This window comes from Sphingobium naphthae, from assembly GCF_043589935.1.
Taxonomy (GTDB): Bacteria; Pseudomonadota; Alphaproteobacteria; order Sphingomonadales; family Sphingomonadaceae; genus Sphingobium; species Sphingobium naphthae_A.
The window spans coordinates 52,966-78,619 of the sequence record NZ_CP171454.1; the positions used below are offsets into that span (position 1 = coordinate 52,966).

25 protein-coding genes and 1 tRNA gene are annotated in these 25,654 nt (G+C 65.4%); 19 read left to right on the plus strand and 7 right to left on the minus strand.

Features of this window, described 5'->3' with window-relative positions:
* Positions 1 to 5 precede the first annotated feature (5 nt).
* A complete protein-coding gene (locus ACGGKE_RS00270) occupies positions 6 to 1,523 on the plus strand; it encodes a hypothetical protein (protein ID WP_394439140.1) in 1,518 nt (505 codons plus the stop codon).
* Here ACGGKE_RS00270 and ACGGKE_RS00275 read toward each other — a convergent pair.
* From ACGGKE_RS00275 to ACGGKE_RS00285, 3 genes are read right to left on the minus strand one after another with little or no spacing between them, the layout of a single operon-like run.
* Complete coding sequence (locus ACGGKE_RS00275) at positions 1,444 to 1,731, minus strand: DUF1289 domain-containing protein (RefSeq protein WP_394439142.1); 288 nt, start codon at positions 1,729 to 1,731, stop codon at positions 1,444 to 1,446. The two genes, ACGGKE_RS00270 and ACGGKE_RS00275, sit on opposite strands and share 80 nt — an antisense overlap.
* The gene (locus tag ACGGKE_RS00280; protein ID WP_394439144.1) at positions 1,659 to 3,830 is read right to left on the minus strand and encodes a primosomal protein N'; all 2,172 of its coding nucleotides are present in this window, start codon (positions 3,828 to 3,830) and stop codon (positions 1,659 to 1,661) included. Before ACGGKE_RS00280 ends, ACGGKE_RS00275 begins: the two co-directional genes overlap by 73 nt.
* A 46-nt stretch (positions 3,831 to 3,876) precedes the next feature.
* Entirely contained in the window at positions 3,877 to 4,527 is a 651-nt protein-coding gene (locus tag ACGGKE_RS00285) for a DUF2490 domain-containing protein (protein WP_394439146.1), read from the minus strand.
* A 117-nt stretch (positions 4,528 to 4,644) separates the two neighbouring features.
* Here ACGGKE_RS00285 and fsa point away from each other — a divergent pair, with 117 nt between their 5' ends.
* Positions 4,645 to 5,298 carry a fructose-6-phosphate aldolase gene (fsa, locus tag ACGGKE_RS00290; RefSeq protein WP_394439148.1) on the plus strand — a complete coding sequence of 218 codons (654 nt, stop codon included), beginning with the start codon at positions 4,645 to 4,647 and terminating at the stop codon, positions 5,296 to 5,298.
* Between the two features lie 177 nt (positions 5,299 to 5,475).
* Here fsa and ACGGKE_RS00295 read toward each other — a convergent pair whose 3' ends face one another.
* Entirely contained in the window at positions 5,476 to 6,405 is a 930-nt protein-coding gene (locus ACGGKE_RS00295) for a DUF2171 domain-containing protein (protein ID WP_394439150.1), read from the minus strand.
* A 226-nt stretch (positions 6,406 to 6,631) separates the two neighbouring features.
* Here ACGGKE_RS00295 and ACGGKE_RS00300 point away from each other — a divergent pair.
* The 3 genes from ACGGKE_RS00300 to ACGGKE_RS00310 all read left to right on the plus strand — a co-directional run bounded on the left by ACGGKE_RS00300 (position 6,632) and on the right by ACGGKE_RS00310 (position 8,271).
* Positions 6,632 to 6,707 (plus strand) — tRNA-Ala (locus tag ACGGKE_RS00300).
* Positions 6,708 to 6,771: 64 nt separating this feature from the next.
* Positions 6,772 to 7,542, plus strand: a complete 771-nt coding sequence (locus tag ACGGKE_RS00305; protein WP_394439152.1) for an NUDIX domain-containing protein — start codon at positions 6,772 to 6,774, stop codon at positions 7,540 to 7,542.
* A gap of 3 nt (positions 7,543 to 7,545) precedes the next feature.
* On the plus strand, positions 7,546 to 8,271 hold the full coding sequence (locus ACGGKE_RS00310) for an extensin family protein (protein WP_394439154.1): 726 nt from the start codon (positions 7,546 to 7,548) through the stop codon (positions 8,269 to 8,271).
* A gap of 7 nt (positions 8,272 to 8,278) precedes the next feature.
* Here the strand turns inward: ACGGKE_RS00310 and trpE are convergent, their stop codons facing one another.
* Positions 8,279 to 9,796, minus strand: a complete 1,518-nt coding sequence (gene trpE, locus ACGGKE_RS00315; protein ID WP_394439156.1) for an anthranilate synthase component I — start codon at positions 9,794 to 9,796, stop codon at positions 8,279 to 8,281.
* Positions 9,797 to 9,798: 2 nt separating this feature from the next.
* Positions 9,799 to 11,751: a peptidyl-prolyl cis-trans isomerase gene (locus tag ACGGKE_RS00320; RefSeq protein WP_394439158.1), complete on the minus strand. Its 1,953-nt coding sequence runs from the start codon at positions 11,749 to 11,751 to the stop codon at positions 9,799 to 9,801.
* 203 nt (positions 11,752 to 11,954) lie between these two features.
* Here ACGGKE_RS00320 and tpiA point away from each other — a divergent pair, with 203 nt between their 5' ends.
* The 3 genes from tpiA (at position 11,955) to ACGGKE_RS00335 (ending at position 14,912) form a co-directional block, all read left to right on the plus strand.
* Positions 11,955 to 12,716, plus strand: a complete 762-nt coding sequence (tpiA, locus tag ACGGKE_RS00325; protein ID WP_394439160.1) for a triose-phosphate isomerase — start codon at positions 11,955 to 11,957, stop codon at positions 12,714 to 12,716.
* 103 nt (positions 12,717 to 12,819) lie between these two features.
* Positions 12,820 to 13,188, plus strand: a complete 369-nt coding sequence (gene secG / locus ACGGKE_RS00330) for a preprotein translocase subunit SecG (protein ID WP_394439162.1) — start codon at positions 12,820 to 12,822, stop codon at positions 13,186 to 13,188.
* A 92-nt stretch (positions 13,189 to 13,280) separates the two neighbouring features.
* Positions 13,281 to 14,912, plus strand: coding sequence for a CTP synthase (locus ACGGKE_RS00335; protein ID WP_394439164.1), 1,632 nt, complete (start codon positions 13,281 to 13,283; stop codon positions 14,910 to 14,912).
* A 109-nt stretch (positions 14,913 to 15,021) separates the two neighbouring features.
* Here the strand turns inward: ACGGKE_RS00335 and ACGGKE_RS00340 are convergent, their stop codons facing one another.
* The gene (locus tag ACGGKE_RS00340) at positions 15,022 to 16,152 is read right to left on the minus strand and encodes a PQQ-dependent sugar dehydrogenase (protein ID WP_394439165.1); all 1,131 of its coding nucleotides are present in this window, start codon (positions 16,150 to 16,152) and stop codon (positions 15,022 to 15,024) included.
* A gap of 234 nt (positions 16,153 to 16,386) precedes the next feature.
* Between ACGGKE_RS00340 and rimP the strand changes: the two genes are divergently transcribed.
* The 11 genes from rimP to rpsO all read left to right on the plus strand — a co-directional run bounded on the left by rimP (position 16,387) and on the right by rpsO (position 25,609).
* Positions 16,387 to 16,911: a ribosome maturation protein RimP gene (rimP, locus tag ACGGKE_RS00345; protein ID WP_394439166.1), complete on the plus strand. Its 525-nt coding sequence runs from the start codon at positions 16,387 to 16,389 to the stop codon at positions 16,909 to 16,911.
* 14 nt (positions 16,912 to 16,925) lie between these two features.
* Positions 16,926 to 18,494 (plus strand): transcription termination factor NusA, encoded by a 1,569-nt coding sequence (gene nusA / locus ACGGKE_RS00350; RefSeq protein WP_228165678.1) that lies wholly within the window; start codon positions 16,926 to 16,928, stop codon positions 18,492 to 18,494.
* A gap of 6 nt (positions 18,495 to 18,500) precedes the next feature.
* Positions 18,501 to 18,734 carry a 4-oxalocrotonate tautomerase family protein gene (locus ACGGKE_RS00355; RefSeq protein WP_394439167.1) on the plus strand — a complete coding sequence of 78 codons (234 nt, stop codon included), beginning with the start codon at positions 18,501 to 18,503 and terminating at the stop codon, positions 18,732 to 18,734.
* A gap of 165 nt (positions 18,735 to 18,899) precedes the next feature.
* Entirely contained in the window at positions 18,900 to 19,559 is a 660-nt protein-coding gene (locus ACGGKE_RS00360; RefSeq protein WP_394439168.1) for a DUF448 domain-containing protein, read from the plus strand.
* 81 nt (positions 19,560 to 19,640) lie between these two features.
* The gene (infB, locus tag ACGGKE_RS00365) at positions 19,641 to 22,211 is read left to right on the plus strand and encodes a translation initiation factor IF-2 (RefSeq protein ID WP_394439169.1); all 2,571 of its coding nucleotides are present in this window, start codon (positions 19,641 to 19,643) and stop codon (positions 22,209 to 22,211) included.
* A 47-nt stretch (positions 22,212 to 22,258) separates the two neighbouring features.
* Complete coding sequence (gene rbfA, locus ACGGKE_RS00370; RefSeq protein ID WP_394439170.1) at positions 22,259 to 22,666, plus strand: 30S ribosome-binding factor RbfA; 408 nt, start codon at positions 22,259 to 22,261, stop codon at positions 22,664 to 22,666.
* Positions 22,667 to 22,700: 34 nt separating this feature from the next.
* Positions 22,701 to 22,871, plus strand: a complete 171-nt coding sequence (locus ACGGKE_RS00375) for a hypothetical protein (RefSeq protein ID WP_394439172.1) — start codon at positions 22,701 to 22,703, stop codon at positions 22,869 to 22,871.
* 54 nt (positions 22,872 to 22,925) lie between these two features.
* Complete coding sequence (locus ACGGKE_RS00380; RefSeq protein WP_394442078.1) at positions 22,926 to 23,798, plus strand: alpha/beta hydrolase family protein; 873 nt, start codon at positions 22,926 to 22,928, stop codon at positions 23,796 to 23,798.
* Positions 23,799 to 23,808: 10 nt separating this feature from the next.
* On the plus strand, positions 23,809 to 24,387 hold the full coding sequence (locus ACGGKE_RS00385; RefSeq protein ID WP_394439173.1) for a thymidine kinase: 579 nt from the start codon (positions 23,809 to 23,811) through the stop codon (positions 24,385 to 24,387).
* Positions 24,388 to 24,419: 32 nt separating this feature from the next.
* Positions 24,420 to 25,322 (plus strand): tRNA pseudouridine(55) synthase TruB, encoded by a 903-nt coding sequence (gene truB / locus ACGGKE_RS00390; protein ID WP_394439174.1) that lies wholly within the window; start codon positions 24,420 to 24,422, stop codon positions 25,320 to 25,322.
* Between the two features lie 17 nt (positions 25,323 to 25,339).
* Positions 25,340 to 25,609 (plus strand): 30S ribosomal protein S15, encoded by a 270-nt coding sequence (rpsO, locus tag ACGGKE_RS00395; protein ID WP_228165686.1) that lies wholly within the window; start codon positions 25,340 to 25,342, stop codon positions 25,607 to 25,609.
* Positions 25,610 to 25,654: the final 45 nt, after the last annotated feature.

Consider the following 25,654-nt stretch of genomic DNA (forward strand, 5'->3'; position numbering starts at 1 on the left):
GGGGCATGATGCGATTCCGGGGGAAGATGCTGGTCGGGCTCGGCCTGATGCTGGCTGGCGCGGGAAGCGCGCAGGCGGCCTGGTGGCAGGCGAAGACCCAGCATTTCACCGTCTATCGGGAAGGCGGAGACGCCAAGCTGCGCGAATTCGCGGAGAAGCTGGAAAAGTTCGATTTCCTGCTGCGCACCGTCACCAAGGTGACCAACCCGCAACAGGGCAGCCCGGTCAAGGTCTATATCCTGTCCAGCGAGACCAAGGTCCGGGAACTGGCGCGCAATCCGAACATCGGCGGCTTCTATACGACGTCCGACCGATCGGCCTTCGCCGTCCTGTCGCGTGGAGAAAAGGCCAACCAGTTTAATTTCGGGGCACAGGACATCCTGTTCCACGAATATACGCACCATTTCATGCTGCATCATTTCCCGGCGGCCTATCCCGCCTGGTATGTCGAAGGCTTTGCGGAGTTTTTCTCCATCGTCAAATTCCCGCGCGATGGCTCCATCGAATTCGGCCATGTGCCGCTGGCGCGCGCGCCCGGGTTGGTGATGGGATCGCTCTATCCGGTCAAGAACCTGTTCGCCCGCAACACGGACGGCCTCAGCCTGCGCGACGGCGATCGCTATTATGGCACCGCCTGGCTGCTCACTCACTATTTCCAATATGAGACGGATCGGCGCGCCGACATCGCGCGCTATCTCAACGATGTCGCGAATGGCGTGAAGGACATTGATCCCGACAGCTATTTCGAAGGCGGGCTGGATGGGCTGGAAAAGGATCTGAAGGTCTATATGCGCCATCGCCTGTCCGCGTCCCGCCTGACGCCCAGGCAATTGCAGATCCCTCCCATCAGCATCGAGCCGGTGGATGAGGCGCAAGGCGCCCTGATCGAGGATGAACTGCATCTGCTCCATCACCCCCGGACCGAGGAACTGCCCGCACTGGTCGCCTCGATCCGCGCCACCGCGTCCCGTTATCCGCAGAGCGCCTATGCGCTGGCGGTGCTCGCCGAAGCGGAATGGGCGGCCGAGCAGACGGAGGCCGCGCTTGCCGATGCCGACCGCGCCATCGCGCTCGATCCGCAATCGTCGCGCGCCTATGCCGTGCGCGCGCAGGTGCTGCTGGTCTGCGCGCAGGACAGCGACCGGGCGGAAGACTGGAAGGCCGCGCTTTCCTCGATCGTGCGCGCCAACCGCGCCGATACCGAGGATCCCGTGCCATTGGCGCTCTTCTACCGCTATCATGCGATGCGCGGGGGCAAGATGCCCGACCTTGGCTATGACGGGCTCTACAAGGCGTTCTCGCTCCTTCCGCAAAGCCCCGAATACCGCATGAATTTCGCGCATGCCATGGCGATCCGCGGCGACTATGAAGCCGCCTCCATCCTCCTCGATCCGATCGCCTATTCGCCGCACGGATTCGACATGCGGGAAGCGGCGCTGCGGCTCAAGGCGCAGTTCGACGCGCAGGCGGCGGAAAAGGGGAAGGGCGCTCGGTCGGCTGAAAGTCCCGAACCCGCTGCATGACAGCGGCGCGCTGCGCTTCGGTCAGGCTGCGCCAATGCACGATCTCCTCGATCGTGCGGTCGCATCCGGTGCAGCTTTCGCGCTGGCGGTCCAGCGCGCACAGGTTGCGGCAGGGGCTGGCAGCCGGCGTCGTCATCACATGAAGCTGTAGGGATCGACGTCCACCGCGACGCGCGTGCCCGATTTCCACGCCAGGTTGCCCAGCCATTCGCGGATCGCGGCCTGGATGTCGACCTGCCGGCTGGCGTGGATCAGCAACCGGTGCCGGTGCCGCCCGCGCAGCACGGCCAGCGGCGCGGGCGCGGGGCCATAGACGCGCATCCCCTCGATCACCGGCGCGGACTTGCCGATGAGGCGCGCAGTCTGCGCCGCTTCGTCAGCATCCTCGCTGGATATGATGATCGCGGCGAACCGGCCGAAGGGCGGAGCGTTGGCGCGGCGGCGATTTTCGGTCTCGACGGCGTAGAAGCGTTCGGGATCGGCGTCGACCAGCGCCTGGATGACCTCGCTTTCGGGCATGCGAGTCTGGATGAAGACGCGGCCGGGCTTCTCGCCTCGCCCGGCGCGGCCCGCCACCTGCATCACCTGCTGGAATGTGCGTTCGGCCGCGCGCAAGTCGCCCCCTTCCAGCCCCAGGTCGGCGTCGATCACCCCCACCAGGGTCAGGTTGGGGAAATGATAGCCCTTGGTCACCAATTGCGTGCCGATGATGATGTCGACATCGCCCGCCTCCACCGACTTCACGAAATCGGCGGCGCGGGCGGGCGACCAGAGCGTGTCGGATGTGGCGATGGCGGTGCGCGCGTCGGGCCAGAGCGCCTTCACCTCGTCGGCGATGCGCTCGACGCCGGGGCCGCAGGCGACCAGGCTGTCCTCCTCCTTGCATTCCGGGCAGCGGCGCGGCGCGGGGATGACATGACCGCAATGATGGCAGGCCAGGCGATGGGTCAGCCGATGCTCGACCATCCAGGCGGTGCAATTGGGGCATTGGAAGCGATAGCCGCAATGGCGGCACAGCGTCAGCGGCGCATAGCCGCGCCGGTTGAGGAACAGCAGGCTCTGCTCGCCCTTCGCCATCGTCTCGTCGATCGCCTTGACCAGCGGCGGGGCGATCCAGCGGCCGCGCTCGGGCGGGTCGGTCAGCAGGTTGATGCCATGAATGTCGGGCATCTCCGCCCCGCCATAGCGGGACGGCAGCCTGATTTCGGCATAGCGGCCCAACTCCACCTGATGCCGGGTCTCGATGGCGGGCGTGGCGGAGGCAAGGATGACCGGGAATTTCTCGATGAGGCCGCGCATCACTGCCACGTCGCGGGCATGATAATGGACCCCGTCCTCCTGCTTGAAGCTCGCCTCATGCGCTTCATCGACGATGATGAGGCCCAGATTGGGATAGGGCAGGAACAGCGCCGATCGCGCGCCGACCACCACCTGCGCCTGGCCGCTGGCGATCGCGCGCCAGGCACGACGCCGCTCGCTCTGTCGCAGACCGCTATGCCAGTTGACTGGAACGCATCCGAAACGTTTTTCGAACCGCTCCAGAAAAGGCTCGGTCAGCGCGATCTCGGGCAGCAGCACCAGCACTTGCCGTTCCGCTCGGATGGCCGCCGCGATGGCCTCGAAATAGACTTCCGTCTTGCCCGATCCGGTGACTCCGTCGAGCAGGAAGGGGGCGAAATCCTGCGCCCGCACCGCATCGGCCATCTGCCCGGCGGCGGCGGCCTGCGCGTCCGACAGGGCGGGCGGCGCATGATCGGGGTCGGGCAGGGGGAAGGGCGTGTCGACGCTCACCTCCACCGCTTCGAATATGTCCTGCTTGATGAGGCCGCGGATCACCGCGTCGCTGACCCCGCCGATCATCGCGAGTTCGCGGATCAGCCCCTGCCGCTCGCCGATCCGCTCCAGCGCCTGGGCGCGCTGCTCGGTCATGCGGTCGGGCACGGCGCCGGTGGCTCGATATTCGATGACCGTCCGCGCCCCCTCCAGCGCCGACATGGACGACAGCGCCATGCGCAGCACGGCGGCCGGGGGGCTGAGATAATAGTCGGCGGTCCATTCGATCAGCCGGCGCAGCGGTTCGGGCAGCGGCGGGGCGTCCACCACCTCCAGCAGGTTGCGCAGGCGATTGTCGCCGACGCTTTCGACGTCGGGAAAGCGATCCTCCTCCCACACGACGCCGACGATCTGCCGCGGCCCCAGCGGTGCGACGACGATGCTGCCATGCTCCACCCGCATCCCGTGCGGCACGCGATAGTCAAGCGGGCCGAGGGCGGCGTTGAGCAGGAGGACACGAGCGCGCGAAGACATGGCCTGTCCTTAGCCGCTGGCGCGGCGCACGCAAATCGTCGCTTGGTCAGATCCGCCAGTTGAGCGAAAGCCAGGGCACATTGTTATATGTGTCGGGTTCGTTGTCGCGAAATGTCTGCTGGCGCATGTAGAGAAGCTGCACATCGACCGATTTGCCGAGCGAGCGGCGGATGCCGCCTTGCAGCCGCATCACCGCCAGGCCGGTCCTGTCGCTCGCCTTGGCGCGGTTGAGATGGAAGAAGAGTTCGGTCGCCCCTACCAGCGCCCATTTTTTGTCGGCGTCCAGCGGCACCGTCGCCTGGATGCGCTCGCGCAGCCGCCAGATCGGCTCGTCCATATTGTCGAAGAAACGCTGTTCCAGCCGCGTGCGGCTCTGCAATATGCCATGGCTGGCGGTCAGCTGCTGGTGAAAACGCAGTTCCTGATCGACCTCGCTCTTGAGATAGGCGAAGCCGCCGCCGATCTGCACGCCGTCCGCGATCCTGTGATCCCAGGTGATGCGATTGAGCGACTGCTCGCCGCCGCTGTCGCCGTCGGACCGGGCGCGCTGGCTGAAATCGAGCGTGACGCTGTCATTGTCGTCGGCCTTGAAGGTCAGGGCTTCCGACACCCACAATTGCGTATCCTCCGCAGCATAAACGGGGGCGGCGATCATCGGCAGCGTCATGGCGGCCAGCAATATGAGGAAACGCATCATTGATCCTTTGGAAAGGTGCGGCCGCCTTACCCAGCCTGCGCAGCGGGGGCAACCGATGGCGAATCCCGCCTCCAGCGGCTAAAGGGGGCCGAATCGCCACATTGCCGGAGCACCCCCATGAAATTCTTCGTCGACACCGCCGACACCGCCGACATCCGCGAATTGGCCGCCACCGGCCTGCTGGACGGCGTCACCACCAACCCGACCCTGATCCACAAATCGGGCCGCAAGTTCATGGAAGTGGTGGAGGAAATCTGCGGCATCGTCGATGGCCCCGTCTCCGCCGAAGTCGTCGCGCTCGATCATGAGACGATGATGAAGGAAGCCGAGGTGCTTCGGAAGATCGCCGACAATGTCTGCATCAAGGTGCCGCTGACGATTGACGGGCTCAAGACCTGCAAGGCGCTGACCGATGACGGCACGCTCGTCAATGTGACGCTCTGCTTCTCGGCCAACCAGGCGCTGCTCGCGGCCAAGGCCGGCGCCAGCTTCATTTCGCCCTTCGTCGGCCGCCATGACGATAATGGCTTCGATGGCCTCAAGCTGATCGAGGACATTCGCCTCATCTACGATAATTACCAGTTCGACACCGAAATCCTGGCCGCGTCGCTGCGTCATCCGATCCATGTGCTGGAATGCGCGAAGATCGGCGCCGACGTCATCACCGCGCCGCCGGCCGTCATCAAGATGCTCTCCAAGCATGTGCTGACCGACAAAGGGCTGGAAGGCTTCGCCGCCGATTGGGCCAAGACCGGCCAGACCATCCTTTAAGCTGCTGCCGGTAAACCGCCGGTTCCGAACGGACGTGGCGGACAGGCATTCGGGACCGCCGCGTCATTCGAAACGCTGCCGGCCCTCCCGACGAAGTGCGGCATCGGAAGCGATGCGCGCAATATGAAAATAGGCTCGGCGGCAACGCCGAGCCTATTTGTCATTCTTGAGCTCTATTTAGCGATAGCGACCCTGCTGCGTGTTGCCGCTGCTGGCGAAGCCTTCGCTGCTCCAGCCGCCGTCGCGGCCTTCGGGCCGATCACCGAACAGGGCGCTCTGCTCGCGTTCAGTCCGCCAGGCGTCCTGCGCCTGTTCGGCAGTCTTTTCCAGCGTCACCTTGGTCGCATCGACCGACTTGATCCAGCTCGACGGGATCGAATGATGGACGCCGCCGGCATCCTCGTCATTCTTGGTCAGGATGATGCGGTCGCCGCGGCACTTGTCGACCTTGCCCACATGTTCGCCATCGCTGCCGACGACTTCCATATGCTCCCTGACCTGCGTGATCGCCTGGCGCTGTTCGCCGCGGCGCGTGCGCCAGGTGCCGAACTCATTGTTGAAGCGGTCGCGATTTTCGCGCTGATATTCGGCATAGTCGCGATCCAGCTCGTCGATCCGCTGCTGGCGCCATGCATGATAATTGCTGTCATAATGCGCGCCCTGGTCATGACGCGGGCCATAGGAACGAGTGCGATAGCCATGGTCTTCGCTGCCGAAGCCGCTGCGCTCGTTCGTATAGGGAGCATAGCCGCGACCGGGAAGATAGTCGCTGCGCGAAGCCGAGGCATAGCCCATGCGGCTCGACTGGTCGCGCGGATCGCCATAGGGGCGATTATAATATTCATCATATTCGCGCCGTCGCTCGGCTTCCTCATCGCCAAACCAGCTGCGGATCTCGTCGCCTGCGCGATCGAAGAAGCCACGGTCTTCGGGATCATAGTCGTCCGGGCTGCGGCGATAATCGGGGCCACCAAACTGCCCGCGCGTGCCATAACGAGAGCCGCGATCATCGCCGCGATAATCGCGCTGACCACGATAGCGATCGCCACGATCCCAGCCGGTTGAATAACGATCATCACCATAGCGGCGTCCGCCTTGGTAACCCATTGTCCTTCTCCTTGTCTGTCTGGCGACGCGGAACGGCGTCGTCGCTCTGTCAATGAGTGGGCGGAGCCATCGTTCCGGGCGTTACGGGGGAGTAATGTCCTGCGTCTGGCGCGGCTCAACGCGATCCGAGTTGGTGCGCCCTTCCGCAAAGCGAAGCGCAGGGAATTTTTGCGCAAAAAGACCGTTGCATGGCTCAAGGCGCTCGCTTATAGGCAGCGCTCCTTCAGGGGCCTTAGCTCAGCTGGGAGAGCGCGTCGTTCGCAATGACGAGGTCAGGGGTTCGATCCCCCTAGGCTCCACCAACCCTCCACCGGGTTGGATCCGAAGGACTTTACCGCCGATGCGCCAAGCGCCTAGAGCGGTTTCATGACAGACATGAACGATGCGGGCCGGCCGGCGGCGACGGTGGTGATCATACGCGATCGCCCGGAGGGGGCGGCCGAATTGCTGATGGTCGAGCGCGCCTCCACCATGGCCTTCGCCGCGGGGGCGCTGGTGTTTCCCGGCGGCGCGGTGGACCCGGCCGACCTGGCGCTTGCCGCGCGTCATGGCGGCGACTTGCCCCTGGAAGAAGCAGCCGCGCGCATCGCGGCCATTCGCGAAACCATCGAGGAAGCCGGCATCGCCATCGGGCTGGCGGGCCGGATCGATGCGGCGGCGGTGCTGCGGTTGCGCGACGGTTTGCACGATGGAGAAACATTGGGCGATCTGCTCGATCGCCATGGCCTGACCCTGATGCTCGATGCGCTCACGCCCTTCGCGCGCTGGCATCCCGCGCCGTTCGATCGCGCAACCCGGATTTTCGACACGCGATTCTATCTGGCGCGCGCGCCCGAAGGGCAAGTGGCGAGCGTGGACAGCCGGGAGAATGTCCGGCTGTTCTGGCGCAGCGCAAGCGATGTGCTGGCGCTGTGTGATGCGGGCGAAGGGCGGATCATCTATCCCACGCGCCGCAATCTCGAACGATTGGCCGGCCATCGCCGCCATGCCGACATGGTTGCGCATGCGTCTTGCTTTCCGGTGGAGAAGATCCGGCCCTGGCAGGAGGATCGCGATGGCGAAGCGCATTTGTGCATCCCCGATCATCTGGGCTATCCGGTCACCGCGGAACCAATGAAGCGCGTCCAGCGTGCTTAGCCCATGCGCACGCTTCATCTGACGCTTCGCCGCCTTCTGCTGATCGGCGGCTTCATCATCCTGTTGCTGCTGACCTATGCCTGGCTGCGACAGCGGCCGCAGGACCTGCCCTGGACCGATCTCGATCTGGCGCAGCCCATCGGTCTGTTTACCGGGCGCAAGCTGGCGGCGCTCACCGGCGACACCGCAACCTGCAAGGCGCTGCTCGACCGCGCCGGCGTCGATTATGTCGCGATGGATCCGGGCGGCGCGGATCAGTGCGCCTATGCCGACGCGGTGCGGCTCCGGGCGGAAGAGGGCGCGATCGCGCTCGCTCCGTCTGCGGTGGCGCCGTCCTGCCCGGTGGTCGCCGCGCTCAAGCTGTGGGAATGGCAGGTGGTGCAACCCGCGGCCCAGCGCATCTACGGTCAGCCGGTTCGCACCATCCGCCATTTCGGCAGCTATAGCTGTCGCCGCATATATGGCCGCAGCAAGGGCGACTTCAGCGAACATGCCACCGCCGACGCCATCGACATTGCCGCCTTCGTGCTGAAGGACGGGCGATCGGTCAGCGTGCTCCAGGACTGGAAGGGGGAGGGAAAGGACGCCGGTTTTCTGCGCGAAGTCCGGGACGGCGCCTGTAATCTCTTCTCGACCGTCCTGTCACCCGACTATAATGCGGCGCACCGCGATCATTTCCATCTCGACCAGGCCGAGCGCGGCGCGATGGGCGGCCGCGCGTGCCGTTGAGCAGCGCTTATTGGCCGAAGCCCGCCTCGCGCGCGATCGCCACGGCCTCGCGCGCCGCGGCCAGCAGCGCGCCGCTCTTGGCCTCACACTCGCGCTGTTCATAGTCGGCGTTGGAATCGGCGACGATCCCCGCGCCCGCCTGCACATGCATGATGCCGTCCTTGAGCACCGCCGTGCGCAGGACGATGCAGCTGTCCATATTGCCGTCCGGCCCGAAATAGCCCACGCCCCCGGCATAGGCGCCCCGCGTTTCGGGCTCCAGCTCAGCGATGATCTCGCACGCCCGCACCTTGGGCGCGCCCGACACGGTGCCGGCGGGGAAGCCGGCGAACAGCGCGTCGATCGCGTCCTTGTCATCGGCCAGCCGGCCGACGACGTTCGACACGATGTGCATGACATGGCTGTAGAATTCGACGGTATAGCTTTCCGTCACCGTGACCGACCCAGCGGAAGCGACGCGGCCGACATCGTTGCGGCCCAGGTCCAGCAGCATCAGATGTTCGGCCCGCTCCTTGGGGTCGGCCAGCAGGCTTTCGCGATTGGCCGCGTCCTCGACCGCGCTCTTGCCGCGCGGGCGCGTGCCGGCGATCGGGCGGATCGTGACTTCGCCGTCACGCGCGCGCACCAAGATCTCGGGGCTCGACCCGATCAGCGCGAAGCCGGGCAGGTCGAGATAATAGAGGAAGGGCGACGGGTTGATCCGCCGCAGCGCGCGATAGAGCGCGATCGGCGGCAGCGTGAAGGGGCTGGTGAAGCGCTGCGCCAGCACGACCTGGAAGATGTCGCCGGCGACGATATAGTCCTTCGCCGCCTCCACCATCTGCGCATAGCGGCCGGGTTCCAGCACCGGCGTCACGGAGACATCGGCGATGTCGGTCGGCGCGGGAAGGGCTGGCAGCGGCGCCGCCAGTCGCGCCGCCGTCGCGTCGATCCGCTCCAGCGCAGCGTCGACCGCCTGATCGGCATCGGTGAAGCTGCCCTTCCACACCGGCGCGACGATGTAGAGGGCGTCGGCCAGGCGATCGAACACCAGGATCACGGTCGGGCGCACGAACAGCATGTCGGGCAGGCCGATGGCGTTGGGCGCAGGGCGGGGCAGTTTTTCCACCAGGCCGACCGTCTCATAGCCGAAATAGCCGACCAGGCAGGCGAGCGCCGGGGGCAGCGCCGGGTCCATCTCCGCCCGGCATTCGGCGACCAGCGCCCGCAGCGCAGCGAGCGCGCCTGCCTGCGCGGGAACGAAGGCGCTGCGATCACTCGCCCAATGGCGGTTGATTTCGGCCCGCTGCCCGTCGGCGCGGAAGACAAGATCGGGGGCGAGGCCGATCAGGCTGTAGCGACCGCGCACCGCGCCCCCCTCGACCGACTCCAGCAGATAATCGCCGCGATCGGATTCAAACAATTTGAGGGCGGCGGAAATGGGCGTGTCGGTGTCGGCGATCTGACGCCGCCAGATCAACGCCGATTCGCCGCGCGCCAGCGCCGCGCGCGCAGTTGCGATCCCGTCGCTCCCCCCAGCCGCCATGCTTATTGGCCGCCGCTGTTATTCGCGGTGAGGGCGCTGCGCACCTGCTCCACCGCCTTGGGGTTGCGGGTGACGCCCAGCTCCTTTTCGACCGCGCGTTCGAACTGCTCGCCATATTCCTGGCCGATCACATCGCCCATCTGGTCGCGCACCTGCGCCAGCAATTGAGGGTTACCCTTGGCATCGCCTCGCTCGATCTTGGTCAGCTGGACCACGAAATAGCCTCGCCCTTCGCTGATCGGCAGCGTCTTGACGCTGTTTTCTGCCATGGAAAAGAGGATCGAGACTTCGGCCGGCGGACGCTGCTCGGCGCGCATGATGTCGGCGCGGCGACCACCCAGCGTCTGTGGCGCCGGCAGCTTGACACCGGCCTGCGCGATGGCGTCGGCCAGTTTCGTGCCCTTGGCGACCTTGGCCTGGATCTGCTCGGCCAGCGCCTTCGCCTTCTGGTTGCCGGCGTTGAGCTTATACTGCGCCTGGACCAGCGGCTTGACCTCGGCCAGCGGCGGAGGGGCAGCGGCAATGATCTGGCCGGGGGCGATCAGCGCATAGCGCTGGACGGGCGTGATCGGCACCAGCTGCGCGTCATCGTCCGCGCTCATCGCAAAGGCGGGCGCCACCAGCGGCTGGATGTCGGCGGGCGCGACATAGGCCATGTCCTTGACCTGCTTGCCGGTCGCCAGCAGCGGCGGCGTGGTCTCCAGCGTCAGGCCATTGTCCTTCGCCACTTCCTCGAACGTGCCGCCATCGGCGATCTGGTCCTCCAGCTTGGCGGTGAAGTCGTTGAGCAGCTGCTTTTCCTTTTGCGCGCGCAGCGTCTTGACGATGTCCTCGCGCACCGCGCTCAACGGACGGGCGGGCTTGTCCTGCATCGCCGTCACGCGCAGCAGCAGAAAGCCGAGCGGCCCGCGCACCGGACCCACCAGCGCACCCTGTTGGGCGGCGAAGACGGCATCGGCCACAGCCTTGCTGGTCGCGCTGGTGAGCTGCGCGCGGCTCTGCCCTTCCAGGGTGGAGACGGAAAGGCCCGCCGCTTGCGCCGCCTGCGGCAGCGACTTGCCGCCCTTCACCTGCGCGGCGATCGCCTTGGCGCCCGCTTCGGTCGGCAGCACCAGCTGCTCGACGCTGCGAGTCTGACTGGCGGCATAGGCGGCCTTGTTCTGGTTGTAATAGGTGCTGATGTCAGCATCGCTGGGCGCGGCCGCCTGTGCAAAGCGCGTGGCGTCGACCACGGCGAAGCGGATGCGGCGCTGCTCGGGGATGGTGAAGCGCGCGCTGTTCTTCTTGTAGAAGTCGGTCAGTTGCGCGTCGGTCGGATCCTTGTCGTCCAGGAAAGCGACGGCAGGAATGGCCGCGACATTGCCCTGCCGCGCTTCCAGCAGCAGCGAGGCATAGGGCAGGACCAGATTTTCCGACGGGCGCGCGCCCAGGCCGATCGGCGCGAGCAGCTGGCGCTGCAGGATTTCGCGGCGAATATCATCGCGCAGCGCCTGCTCGCTCAACCGTTCGCGCGCCAGCAGGGCGCGGAAACTGTCATTGCTGAAATTGCCGGCCGCATCCTGGAAGGCCGGGATCTGCGCGATCTGCGCGTCGATCAGCCGCTTGGAGATATGCATGCCCTGATCATCGGCAAAGGCCCGCAGCGTCAGCGATTGCACCAGCTGGTCGAACACCTGGGCGCCGCCGCCCTGGGCGAAGAAGTCGCCGATCTGCAGCTCGGGGCTGGAACGCCGCGCATTTTCGAACACACGCTGCACCCGATCCTGCAGTTCGGCGACCGTCAGCTTATATCCCTTCGCCTTGGCCGCAGTGCCGCCGCCCGACAGGCTGGCGCCGCCGAACTGGCCGCTGGTCACATCGCCCAGGATGAAGGCGGCGGCGATCACGCCCAGAAACAGGATCGCGAAGATCGCGCCGAACTTGGAATGGATGACGCGGCGAAAGACAGAGAGCATGAATATGTCCGAGCTACAGGCGGTATGGCGGCCCGCTTTAAGGGCCTAACGGCGCGGCGGCAAGGCTTGGACTGGACAAATGCGCGATGCCCGTCCATCGCATTTGCTTGGCGCCCGCATGTGTCTTGGAGGCGCCGCATGATGATGCGGCGACGACGCGCGCAGGCGCTACGTGCAGCAATAATGACAGGGGAATTTCGCGGATGAACAGGCGAAAGCTGGTTGTCGGCAACTGGAAGATGAACGGGATGCGCGCGCATCTGGATGAGGTGGAGGCGATCGGCCGGGTCGCGGCGGCGCATCCTGCGGTCGAAGTCGGGCTGTGCCTGCCCGCCACGCTCATCATGGCGGGGTCTGAACGGCGCGGCGCCGCCTTCATCGGCGCGCAGAACTGCCATATGGATATCAGCGGCGCCTATACCGGATCGCTCTCGGCCGAGATGCTGGCGGAAGCCGGCGCCACCTGGGTCATCACCGGCCATAGCGAACGGCGCGAGGCGCGCGGCGAAACCAATGCCGATATTGCGGCCAAGTCCGTCGCCGCGCACAAGGCGGGGATCAACGTCATCCTGTGCGTGGGGGAAACGATCGCGGTGCGCGACGCCGGTCGCGCAGAACAGGTCGTCGCGGACCAGTTGCTCGCTTCGCTGCCCGAAGGCGCGGCGGCGGACTGGCTGGCGGTCGCCTATGAACCCATCTGGGCGATCGGCACGGGCCGCATCCCCAGCATGGAAGCGGTCGCGACCATGCATGCCGCGCTGCGCAAGGCGCTGGCCAGCCGCATCGGCGCGGAGGCCGACCGGATGCGCATCCTCTATGGCGGGTCGATGAACGGCGACAATGCCGCCGACCTGATGGCGCTGGCCGATGTCGATGGTGGACTTGTCGGCGGCGCCAGCCTGTCGGCGGCCAAGTTCGCGCCGATCATCGAGGCGGCCGACCAGCGGATGCAGGCCGCCGCCTGACCGAGGGACGAACGGAACAGGCGGGGGCTCCACACAGGTTGCCCCCGCCGTCCTTCGTCGCTATGTGCCCGCCAACATATTTCTTGTCCCGGACACTTGTCGCATGTTCACTTTCCTCCTCGTCGTGCAGGCGATCGTCGCCGCCCTGCTGGTCACCGTCATCCTGATGCAGAAGTCGGAAGGCGGCGGTCTGGGCGTGGGCGGCAGTCCGGCTGGCTTCATGTCGGCGCGCGGCGCGGCGGATTTCCTGACCCGTTCGACCACCATTCTCGCCAGCATCTTCGTGCTGCTGTCGATCGTCATGGCGGTGATCGCGTCCGTCCGGCACGCGCCCAGCGACATTGACACGTCGCTGGTGAAGCAGGCCCCTGCGACGCAGAGCGCGCCAGCGACAACCGATCCGCTGGCCGCGCCCGCCGCCAACGCCGCTTCGGCGCCGGTGTCCAATGGCGCGGTTCCGCTCGCCAACTAAGCTCTCCGCCGATCCTTCGATCTTTTTTTTTAAGCGCGCGTGGATTCGCGCGCTTGCCCTTTGTTGTTCCGAAAGGCTAAGCCTCTCCTCCCATGACGCGGTATATTTTCATCACCGGCGGCGTGGTCTCCTCGCTTGGCAAGGGCCTGATGGCCGCTTCGCTCGCAGCGCTGCTGCAGGCGCGAGGTTTCCGTGTGCGAATCCGGAAATTCGACCCCTATCTCAACGTCGATCCGGGCACGATGAGCCCCTATCAGCATGGCGAAGTCTATGTGACCGACGACGGGGCGGAAACCGATCTCGACCTTGGCCATTATGAGCGATTCACCGGCGTGTCGGCGCGCCAGTCGGACAATGTGACGCAGGGCCGCGTCTATCAGACGATCATCCAGCGCGAACGGCGCGGCGACTATCTGGGCGCGACGGTGCAGGTGATCCCGCACGTCACTGACGAGATCAAGGCGTTCGCGACTGCGGATACCGATGATCTGGATTTCGTCCTGTGCGAAATCGGCGGCACGGTCGGCGACATCGAATCGCTGCCCTTCATGGAAGCGATTCGCCAGCTGCATAATGATCTGGATCGCGGCCAGTCGATCTTCGTCCATGTGACGCTGGTGCCCTATATCGCGGCTGCCGGCGAGTTGAAGACCAAGCCGACCCAGCGCAGCGTGCGCGATTTGACCTCGCTCGGCATCCAGCCCGACATCCTGCTGTGCCGCTGCGAGCATCCGCTGCCCGAAAGCGAGCGGCAGAAGATCGCGCTGTTCTGCAATGTCCGGCCCGAAGCCGTCATTCCCGCGCGCGACGCCAAGAGCATCTACGCCGTTCCCGAACAATATCATGCCGAAGGGCTGGACCGCGAAGTGCTGCGCGCCTTCGGCATCAGCGACGCGCCCGCGCCCCAGCTCGATCGCTGGGTGGACATCATGGATCGCCAGCTCAACCCTGAAGGGGAAGTGACGATCGGCGTGGTCGGCAAATATGTCGGCCTGCTCGACGCGTATAAGTCGCTCTATGAAGCGCTCAACCATGGCGGCCTCGCCAACCGGGTGAAGGTCAACGTCAAGTGGATCGACGCGGAACTGTTCGAGAAGGGTGACGATCTCGCCGCCAGCCTTGAGCCGATGCACGGCATTCTCGTTCCCGGCGGCTTTGGCGTGCGCGGTTCGGAAGGGAAGATCGCTTCGGTCCGCTTTGCGCGCGAACGAAACGTGCCCTTTTTCGGTATTTGCCTCGGCATGCAGATGGCCTGCATCGAAGGCGCGCGCAACACTGCCGGCATTCCCGATGCGTCGACCACCGAATTTGGCGAGACGTCGGAGCCGGTCGTGGGTCTCATCACCGAATGGATGAGCGCCGAGGGGCTGCAGAAGCGCACCGCCGAAACCGATCTGGGCGGCACGATGCGCCTTGGCGCCTATCCCGCCAAGCTTACCGGCAACAGCGTCGTCGCGGGCATCTACGGCACCAACGAGATCAGCGAACGGCACCGCCATCGCTATGAAGTCAATGCCGGCTATCGCGAAGCGCTGGAGAAGGGCGGCCTCATCTTTTCGGGCATGTCGCCCGACGGCACCCTGCCTGAAATCGTGGAGCGACCCGACCATCCCTGGTTCGTGGGCGTCCAGTTCCACCCGGAACTGAAATCCAAGCCTTTCGATCCCCATCCGCTCTTCGCCAGCTTCATCGAAGCGGCGGTCAAGCAGAGCCGGCTGGTCTGATTAAGGGCATCATCCCGGAGAAAGTCGGGATGATCTGCCTCCAGGCCGTGCCTGCCGGAGCGAAGTCGAGCCATGGTGCTCGCCGTCGCTCCAGCCGAGCGACGCGCAGTCAGGCCGCCGGCGTCAGCTTCAGCAGTCGGCCCTGCGACTTGCCGCCATCCTCCAGCAACCAGAGCGCGCCGTCCGGCCCTTGTTCGACTTCGCGGATGCGGGCGCCCATGTCCCACTGGTCGGCCTTGGATGCGTTGTCGCCGTCCAGCTTGACGCGGACCAGGCTCTGGCTCGACAAGCCGCCGATGAACAGCGATCCCTTCCATTGCGGGAACAGGTCGCCCGAATAATAGATCAGGCCGCCGGGCGAAATGACCGGGTTCCACGACACTTTGGGCGCTTCATAGCCGTCGCCCGCGGCGTGATCGGGAATGTCGCGGCCGTCATAATGGCTGCCGTTCGAAACCTTGGGCCAGCCATAGTTGAGGCCCGGCTTGATGAGGTTGACCTCGTCCCCGCCCTTGGGCCCCATTTCTTGTTCCCACAGCCGGCCGTCCGCGTCGAAGGCGATGCCCAGCAGGTTGCGATGGCCATAGGACCAGATGGCGGGGTTGAAGCCCTTGGCCGCGAGCGGATTGCCCGATGCAGGCGTGCCGTCCAGGTTCAGGCGCAGCACCTTGCCCAGCGTGGACTTGGGGTCCTGTGCCGGGTCCATCTTCTGCCGTTCGCCATTGGTGAAGAACAGATATTTGCCATCGGGCGAGAAGGCGATGCGGCCGGAATAATGGCCATTGCCATCGACATAGGGGCTGGCGCGGAAGATCACCGCGACATCGTCCAGCTTGGTCGTGCCGTCGCTCGCCTGATTGAAGCGCCCCTTGGCCAGCGCGACGCCCTTCACGCCGTCGCGCGCTTCGGAAAAGCTGAAATAGACCATCTTGTCATCGCCGAATGTGGGCGAAAGCACCACGTCCATCAGCGCGCCCTGGCCGGCGCTGTCGGATTGCGGGATGTCACCGACCGGGATCTTGGTGCCGTTCTTCGGATCGAACAGGATCATGTCGCCCGCCTTTTCCGTCACCAGCGCGCGGCCGTCGGGCAGGAACGTCATGGCCCAGGGCGATTCGAAATCGGCGATCACCGACGTCTTGAACGGCTTTTCGGCGGATGCGGCGGTCTGGCTGTTGGCGCCTTCGCCCGAACAGGCGATCAGCGCCAGGGGAAGGCTGAACATCATGGAATGACGCATATTCTCGGTCTCCGTTCGCCCCGAACCTGTCGACGGGTCATATCTGTCTTAGAAAGAATGTGGAGGGCTTCGACAAGCGCAGCCTGAACGGAAATGAGCGGTGAGGAAATTTGTTGCAGATATTCGATGCGCCGCCTATATCAGCAATGCTTCCTTACATCGTCAAACATGTCGGGGTCGCGGGCGGATGCTCGCGGCGACGCGGAAGCGCGCATATTCTTGTCTGGAGACCGCATGGCGGACATCGCCGAACTGACCGCGCTGATCGAACCCGAGGTGAAGGCCCTGGGCTTTGACCTCGTGCGCATCAAGCTGTTTGGATCGGGCGACGAACATACGCTCCAGATAATGGCCGAAAACCCGGCGACCAAGCAACTCGTCATCGAGGATTGCGCCACCATCTCGCGCCGCCTGTCGGACGTGCTGGACGAGGCTGATCCGATCGCGGAAGCCTATCGCCTGGAAGTGAGCTCCCCGGGTATCGACCGCCCCCTCACGCGCCTGCATGACTTCCAGGAATGGGCCGGGCACGAAGCGAAGATCGCCGCCACCGAGGTCGTTGCCGGGCGCAAGAGCTTCCGCGGCGTGCTGGATGGCGTGGAAGGCGACGAGATCCTGTTCACCGATGCCAAGTCCGGCGCGGTGCGCATCCCCTTCGCGCTGGTGGCCGAGGCCAAGCTGCTGCTGACCGACGCATTGATTGCTGCTAGTATGCCGCTCTCCTCCGATGGGGCGGACGAGTTTGAAACCGAAGAATAAGGGTTCATAAAGTCATGGCCAACGCCATTTCCGCCAACAAGGCCGAGCTGATCGCGATCGCCAATTCGGTGGCGAGCGAAAAGATGATCGACAAGGCCATCGTCATCGAGGCGATGGAAGACGCGATCCAGCGCGCGGCGCGCGCCCGCTACGGCGCTGAAAACGACATTCGCGCCAAGCTCGATCCCGACAGTGGCGACCTGCGCCTGTGGCGCGTGGTCGAAGTGGTCGAGACGGTCGAGGATTATTTCAAGCAGGTCGACCTCAAGCAGGGGCAGAAGCTCAAGAAGGACGCCGTGATCGGCGACTTCATCGTCGATCCGCTGCCCGCCATCGACCTGGGCCGCATCGATGCCCAGTCGGCCAAGCAGGTGATCTTCCAGAAGGTCCGCGACGCCGAGCGCGAGCGCCAATATGAGGAATATAAGGACCGCGTGGGTGAGATCATCACCGGCGTCGTCAAGTCGGTCGAATTCGGCCATGTCGTCGTCAATCTCGGCCGCGCCGAGGGCGTGATCCGCCGCGACCAGCAAATCCCGCGCGAAGTCGTGCGCGTCGGCGACCGCATTCGCTCGGTCGTGCTGAACGTGCGCCGCGAAAATCGCGGGCCGCAGATTTTCCTCAGCCGCGCGCATCCCGAATTCATGAAGAAGCTGTTCGCGCAGGAAGTCCCCGAAATCTATGATGGCGTCATCACCATCATGGCGGCCGCCCGCGATCCCGGTTCGCGCGCGAAGATCGGCGTCATCAGCCGCGACAGCAGCATCGATCCGGTCGGCGCCTGCGTCGGCATGAAGGGCAGCCGCGTCCAGGCCGTCGTGCAGGAAATGCAGGGCGAAAAGATCGACATCATCCCCTGGTCCGAAGATACCGCGACCTTCGTCGTCAACGCGCTGCAGCCCGCCCAGGTGGCTCGCGTGGTCATCGACGAGGAAGAGGAGCGCATCGAGGTCGTCGTGCCCGACGATCAGCTGTCGCTCGCCATCGGCCGTCGCGGCCAGAATGTCCGCCTCGCCAGCCAACTGACCGGCAAGGCGATCGACATCATGACCGAGGCCGACGCCAGCGAGAAGCGCCAGAAGGAATTCGTCGCCCGCTCCGAAATGTTCCAGAACGAACTGGACGTGGACGAAACGCTGTCGCAGCTGCTGGTCGCCGAAGGCTTCGGCGAGCTGGAAGAAGTCGCCTATGTCAGCGTCGAGGAACTGGCCTCGATCGAGGGCTTCGACGAGGATCTGGCCGCAGAGCTGCAGAGCCGCGCGCAGGAAGCGCTGGATCGCCGCGAAGCCGCCGCGCGCGAAGAGCGCCAGGCGCTGGGCGTCGAGGATGCGCTGGCCGACATGCCGCATCTGACCGAAGCGATGCTCGTCACGCTGGGCAAGGCCGGCATCAAGACGCTGGATGATCTCGCCGATCTCGCGACCGACGAGCTGATCGCCAAGAAGCGCGTGGACCAGCGTCGCCGCAAGTCGGAAACCAGCGAGGACAAGGGCGGCATCCTGTCGGCCTATGGCCTCAATGAAGAGCAGGGCAATGAGATCATCATGGCCGCTCGCGCGCATTGGTTCGAAGAGGAAGCCTGAGACTTCATGCCGTTCGTCGACATCCGCCTGGCCGGCAGCGCCACTCGCGAGCAGAAAGCCGCGATCGTTGCCGACGTCACCCAGTCGCTCGTGGAGCGGCTGGGGAAGCCGGCGGCTGCCGTCCAGATCGTCATTTCCGAAGTTTCGACCGAAAATTATGCGGCCGGCGGGCAGCTGCTCGCCGACCGCGCCCCCACGCCATCCAGGGAGGACGCCCATGCTGCGGACACTCCCCGATGAGGGGCTGAACGGCTACACATCGCGATTCCTTCCTTCTTCCCCGGCGAGGGCGGGGGCGGGGGCTGGCCGCAGGCCGGTCGGAGAAATGTCGCCCGCTCATGTGCGGGATGATTCTGCGCCATCGGCCACCCTGATTTCCCGCCTTTCGCACCGGAGGGCGCATTCATGACCGAACGCAAATGCATATTGACCGGCGACCGCGCCGATCCCGACCTGCTGATCCGCCTTGCCGTGGGGCCGGAAGGGCAGGTGCTGCCGGACATCCGGGCCAAGGCGCCGGGGCGCGGCGCCTGGATCGGCGTTGATCGCGTCGCGCTCGAAGCCGCGATCGCCAAGGGCAAGCTCAAGGGCTCGCTGGCGCGGGCCTTCAAGGCCGGCGATCTGCATGTCCCCGACGCGCTGCCCGCCATGATCGAGGATGGGCTGCGCAAGGCGTTGCTGGATCGGCTGGGGCTGGAGGCGCGCGCCTCCATGCTGCTGACCGGCTCGGAAAAAATCGACGTCGCCTGTCGCAAGGGCGACGTGAAGCTGCTGCTGCATGCGTCCGACGCGGCCGCGGACGGCAACCGCAAACTGGATCAGGCGCTGCGCGTCGGGCAGGAAGCGGAAGGCACGGATCTTGCGGGCATCACCTTGCCTGTGGACCGCAATGCACTATCTATGGCAATGGGGCGCGACAATGTCGTCCACATCGCGATTACCGACTCGCGTGCGGCGGCGCGTCTGCGCGGCGCTATCGGCCGCTTGGAAAGCTATCTGGGTTGCGCTACCGAAGCGCCCGCGCATGGGGAGCCTGCCTCTGCCGACGCGCCGGGCGTCGGCTAAGCATCGGGATTGGGCATCAGGATTGAAGGCGCCGGCGGGCCTATCCGGCCGGAGCGGAAGTGAAGGGTTAAGTTCGAAAATATGAGTGACAGCAAGGAAGACAAGCCGGTTCTGGGCCGCAAGCCGCTGGGCATCAAGCGGACCGTCGAATCCGGCCAGGTGCAGCAGCAGTTCAGCCATGGCCGCAAGAATACGGTCGTGGTTGAGGTGAAGCGGCGCCGCGTCCTGGGCAAGCCCGGTGAGACGACCGGTGCTGCCCCTGCGGCTGCGCCCCAGGCTGATCCGACGCCCGCTCCGCGCCCCGCAGCGCCTGCGGCGCAACGCCCCGCGCCGCCGCCCCCGCCGCGTCCGGTCGCGCAGAATTCGATGCTCTCGCGCAAGGAGCTTCAGGAGAAGCTGCTGCGTGAGGCTGAGGAAGCCCGCATGACCGCGCTGGAAGAAGCGCGCCGTCGCGAGGATGCCGAGCGTCAGGCCGCGAGCGAGGAAGAAAAGCGCCGCGCCGAGGAAAATCGCCAGGCCGCCGAAGCGGAAGCCGCGCGCGAAGTGGAGGAAGCGGCCGAGCCTGCGCCGCAGCCCGAAGCGGCTGCGCCCGAGGCCGCTGCTGCGCCTGCCGCCGAGCCTGCGCCTGAAGCGACGCCCGCCGCGCCCGCTGCGCCGGCCTCGACCATGCCGCCGCCCCGCCGCTTCACCCCGGTTACGCCGGCCAAGCGTCCCGAGCCCGCCAAGCCCGAGCGCGCCAAGCGCGGCGACGACAATCGCCGCCAGTCCGGCAAGCTGACCGTGACGCGCGCCTTGGCCGACGACGACAGCGCGCGCGCTCGCAGCCTCGCCGCGCTCAAGCGCGCGCGGGAAAAGGAGCGTCGCGCGCATTATTCGGGCGGCGGCCAGCCGCGCGAGAAGCAGTCGCGGGACGTCATCGTGCCGGAAAGCATCACGGTGCAGGAACTGGCCAACCGCATGGCCGAAAAGGGCGCGGACCTGGTCAAGGCCCTGTTCAAGATGGGCACCGCCGTCACGCTCAACCAGCCGATCGATCAGGATACGGCCGAGCTGCTGGTCGAGGAATTCGGCCACCGCATCCAGCGCGTGTCGGACGCCGACGTCGAAATCGGCATGCAGGGTGAGGCGGATGCGCCCGAAACGCTGCAGCCGCGTGCGCCCGTCGTCACGATCATGGGCCATGTCGATCATGGCAAGACCTCGCTGCTCGACGCGCTGCGCGGCACCAATGTCGTGTCCGGCGAAAGCGGCGGCATCACGCAGCATATCGGCGCCTATCAGATCAAGACGAAGGGGGGCGATCTCATCACCTTCCTCGACACGCCGGGCCACGAAGCCTTTTCGGAAATGCGTGCGCGTGGCGCGAACGTCACCGACATCGTCATCCTGGTGGTGGCGGCCGACGACGGGCTGATGCCGCAGACGATCGAGGCCATCAACCATACCAAGGCCGCGGGCGTGCCGATGATCGTCGCGATCAACAAGTGCGACAAGCCCGACGCCAATCCGCAGAAGGTGCGCGAGCGTCTGCTGGAGCATGAGGTGATCGTCGAGGATATGGGCGGCGAAACCCAGGACGTCGAAGTGTCCGCGCTCAAGAGGCAGGGGCTCGATGCGCTGATCGACAAGATCCTGCTCCAGTCCGAACTGCTCGAACTCACCGCCAATCCCGATCGCGCTGCCGAAGGCAATGTGATCGAGGCGCAGCTCGACAAGGGCCGTGGCGCGGTGGCGACCGTTCTGGTCCGTCGCGGCACGCTCAAGGTCGGCGATACCTTCGTCATCGGCGCCGAAAGCGGCAAGGTCCGCGCGATGATCAATGACAAGGGCCAGCAGGTGAAGCAGGCAGGGCCTTCGACCCCGGTTGAGGTGCTGGGCCTGTCGGGCGTTCCCATGGCGGGCGATCAGCTCACCGTCGTGGAAAATGAAGCCCGTGCGCGCGAAGTCGCCGCCTATCGTCAGGAACAGGCGACCAAGAAGCGCACGACCGCCGCGCCGACCAGCTTTGAACATATGTTCTCGGCGCTCAACACCAAGGTCATCGAATATCCGGTGGTGGTGAAGGGCGACGTGCAGGGTTCGGTCGAAGCGATCGTGTCGTCGCTCAACAAGATCTCGACCGACGAGATCAAGGTGCGCATCCTGCATTCGGGCGTCGGCGCGATCACCGAAAGCGACGTCACGCTGGCAGCCGCCAGCCGTGCGCCGCTGATCGGCTTCAACGTCCGGCCCAACGCCAAGGCGCGTCAGCTTGCCGAACGCGAGAAGATCTCGCTGCGCTATTATGACGTGATCTACGACCTTCTTGAGGAAGTGCGCGGCGAAATGGCGGGCCAGCTGGCGCCCGAGCGCATCGAAACGGTCGTCGGCCGCGCCGAGGTGCTTCAGGTGTTCCCGGCGGGCAAGAAGGACAAGGCGGCCGGTCTGCTCGTCCTCGAAGGCATCATCCGCAAGGGTCTGGCCGCGCGCCTCACCCGCGACGATGTCATCGTGTCGCGCACCAACATCGCCTCGCTGCGTCGCTTCAAGGACGATGTGTCCGAAGTCCGCGCCGGCATGGAGTGCGGTGCGGTTCTGCAGGATACCAACGACATCAAGCCGGGCGATACGCTCGAACTGTTTGAGGTCGAGGAACGTCAGCGGACGCTGTAACAGCCAATAACCCCTCCCCTTCGGGGGGGAGGGGGGAGTTTTCGTGCATGGCACATCCCAATCCGTCTTCCGAAGGCCCGTCTGTCCGTCTGCTTCGCGTGGGCGAGCAGGTGCGTCATGTCCTGGCGGACATCCTCCAGCGCGGCGACGTGCATGACGATGTGCTGGCCGCGCATGTCGTGAGCGTCACTGAAGTGCGCATGTCGCCCGACCTGCGTCACGCCACCGTATTCGTGAAGTCGCTGCTGGGCCAGGATGAGGAGGCGGTGCTCAAGGCACTGCGCACCAATACCGCTTATCTGCAGCGCGAAGTCGCGCACCGCATCCGCCTCAAATATGCGGCGAAACTCAAATTCCTGGCGGACGAAAGCTTCGACGAAGGCAGCCATATCGACAAGCTGCTCCGTGATCCCAAGGTCGCTCGCGACCTGGCACCGGACGAGGGCGAAGATTGACCTGATTCCTGCTGAGACGCGGCATCTGATCGACATGAACGCCTGGATTGCGCTCTGGGCCAGGTCGGTCGTCATCCCCAAGGACGTGCGCGACCGGATCGACCTGGCATTGGGCATGTGCATGGGTGGTGATGTGGACGGGTGCCTGACATTCGATCGACCGGTCGAAAAAAAATCGGGGATTCTCCGTCTGTGGCCGTCATGATATTGCCGTAGAAAAGGGGAATTGAAGATGCAGGGTCATTGGCTGTCGTTCGCGATGATTTGCTGCGCGCTCGTTGCTCCCGCGCAAGCCAGGGACACGGGTCCGCATCCTGCGGTCATCGCCGACCCGAAGCCCGATGCCGCCCATCCCGCCGGCATGAGCGCCTTCGTCATCCCGTCGGGCGACGGGGCCATGAACGCGGTCATGTACACGGCCGCGGGCGCCGGGCTCCATCCCACGCTGCTGCTGCTCCATGGCTTTCCCGGCAATGAGCAGAATCTGGATCTCGCGCAGGCGGCGCGGCGCGCCGGCTGGAATGTCCTGACGCTTCATTATCGCGGCTCCTGGGGGAGTCCGGGCGCCTTTTCCTTCGGCAACGCGTCCGAAGACGCCTTCACCGCGCTGCAATTCCTTCAGCAGCCCGCGACCATCGCGCGCTACCGCATCGACACCAGCGCGCTCGTCGTTGCCGGTCACAGCATGGGCGGCTTCATGGCCGCCGATGCCGCCGCGGCCGAACCGCGCGTCGCGGGTCTCTTCCTGATCGATCCTTGGGATCCGGCGCAGACCGTCGCCTCGCTGGCGACGCCCGAAGGCGAAGCGGCGTGGCAGGCGGAGGTGGCGAGCGATTTGCCGCCGCTGGCCGGCGCCACCTATGACAGCCTGACCGGCGAGATCAAGGCGGACGTTGCCAAGTTCGATCTTGGGCGCCGCCTCGCAGGCTATGGTCGTCGCCCCCTCATCATGATCGGGGCGGAGCGCGGGATCGGCGCGATGGCGCGCAAGGCGGCGGCGGACGCGCAGGGCGCCAATCCCGACGCGCGGCTGATGATATGGCCGACCGACCATAGTTTTTCCGACCAGCGCATCGCGCTGGCCGATGCGCTGGTCCGTTTCCTGGCTGGCGTCGCGCCCACGATCCGCTAATCCAGCGCGGATGGCGAAGCTCTATTTCTACTATAGCTCGATGAATGCGGGGAAATCGACCACCCTGCTGCAGTCGGACTTCAACTATCGTGAACGCGGCATGGACACGATGCTCTGGACCGCCGCCGTGGACACGCGCTACGGCCGGGGTCGCATCGCTTCGCGCATCGGGCTGGAAGCGCAGGCGCATCTGTTCGAAGCGGAAACCGATCTGTTCGCGGCCGTTGCCCAGCGCCATGCCGATGCACCGCTGTCCTGCGTGCTGGTCGACGAAGCGCAGTTTCTGACGCGCAACCAGGTCTGGCAACTCGCCGCCGTTGCCGACGCGCTGGGCGTTCCGGTCCTCTGCTATGGCCTGCGCACCGATTTCCAGGGCGAATTGTTCGAGGGCAGCGCGAACCTCTTGGGCCTGGCCGATACGCTGACGGAGATAAAGACCGTCTGCGACTGCGGCCGCAAGGCCACGATGAACCTGCGCGTGGACGCGCAGGGCAGGGCGATCCGGCAGGGGCAGCAGACCGAGATTGGCGGCAATGATCGCTATGTCGCGTTATGCCGCCGCCATTTCGTCGAGCAGATGCGGGGCTGACAGCGGCCCCGCGGGCTTCTACAGGCGCGGCCATGCATGGCTGGATCATTCTCGACAAACCGCATGGCCTGGGCTCCACCCAGGCGGTCAGCGCCGTCAAGCGCGTCCTGCGCCAGAGCGGCGCGGGCAAGGTGAAGGTCGGTCATGGCGGCACGCTCGATCCGCTGGCGACTGGCGTGCTGCCGATCGCGATCGGCGAAGCCACCAAGCTCGCGGGGCGCATGCTCGACAGTGACAAGGTTTACGACTTCACTGTCGCTTTCGGTGTCCAGACCGACACGCTCGACCTGGAGGGCAAGCCGATCGCGACCAGCGACCATCGCCCGACCTGGGCGCTGGTGGAGGCGGCGCTGCCGCGCTTTACCGGACCGATCGAGCAAGCGCCGCCCGCCTACAGCGCCATCCTGATCGACGGCCAGCGCGCCTATGATCTCGCCCGAAAGGGAGCGGCGGTCGAGATGAAGACGAGGAGCGTCACGATCCATCGCTTGCAGGCCTACCCTGAGGATATGCCGCATGACCCTCTTGCTCCCGTGCACGAGTTGACGCTAGCCGCCCATGTGTCGAAGGGCACCTATATTCGCTCCCTCGCGCGCGACATTGCGCTGGCGCTTGGCACGGTGGGGCATGTCACCATGCTCCGCCGCGTGAAGGCCGGGCCTTTCACGCTGGAATCCGCGATTTCGCTGGACAAATTGAACGATGCTGCTACGGGGCACGGCATCGCGCAGTATATGCTGCCGTTGACGGCGGGGCTGGACGACATCCCGGCCCTTCCCGTCAGTCCCGATGAAGCATTGGCTCTCCGTCAGGGGAAGATGCTCATGGGGAAACCGCACACCGGTCTCCTGCTGGCCATGCTGGGCGACACGCCCATCGCGCTGGTGGAGTCCAGTGGCCCGGACATCCGGGTGGTGCGCGGCTTCAATCTCTAGATACGAAAGGAAGCCCGATGTCGATCACTGCAGAGCGCAAGGAAGCGCTGATCAAGGAACATGCCCGCGCTGAAGGCGACACCGGTTCGCCCGAAGTCCAGGTTGCGATCCTCTCGGAGCGCATCGCCAACCTGACCGAGCATTTCAAGGGTCATCACAAGGATAATCACAGCCGTCGCGGCCTGCTGATGCTGGTCAACAAGCGTCGTTCGCTGCTGGACTATCTCAAGAAGAAGGATGAGGGCCGCTATACCGACCTCATCGCCAAGCTAGGCCTGCGCAAGTAAGTCTGCTAAAGAAGAAACGGCCCCCCAAGGGGCCGTTTTTCGATT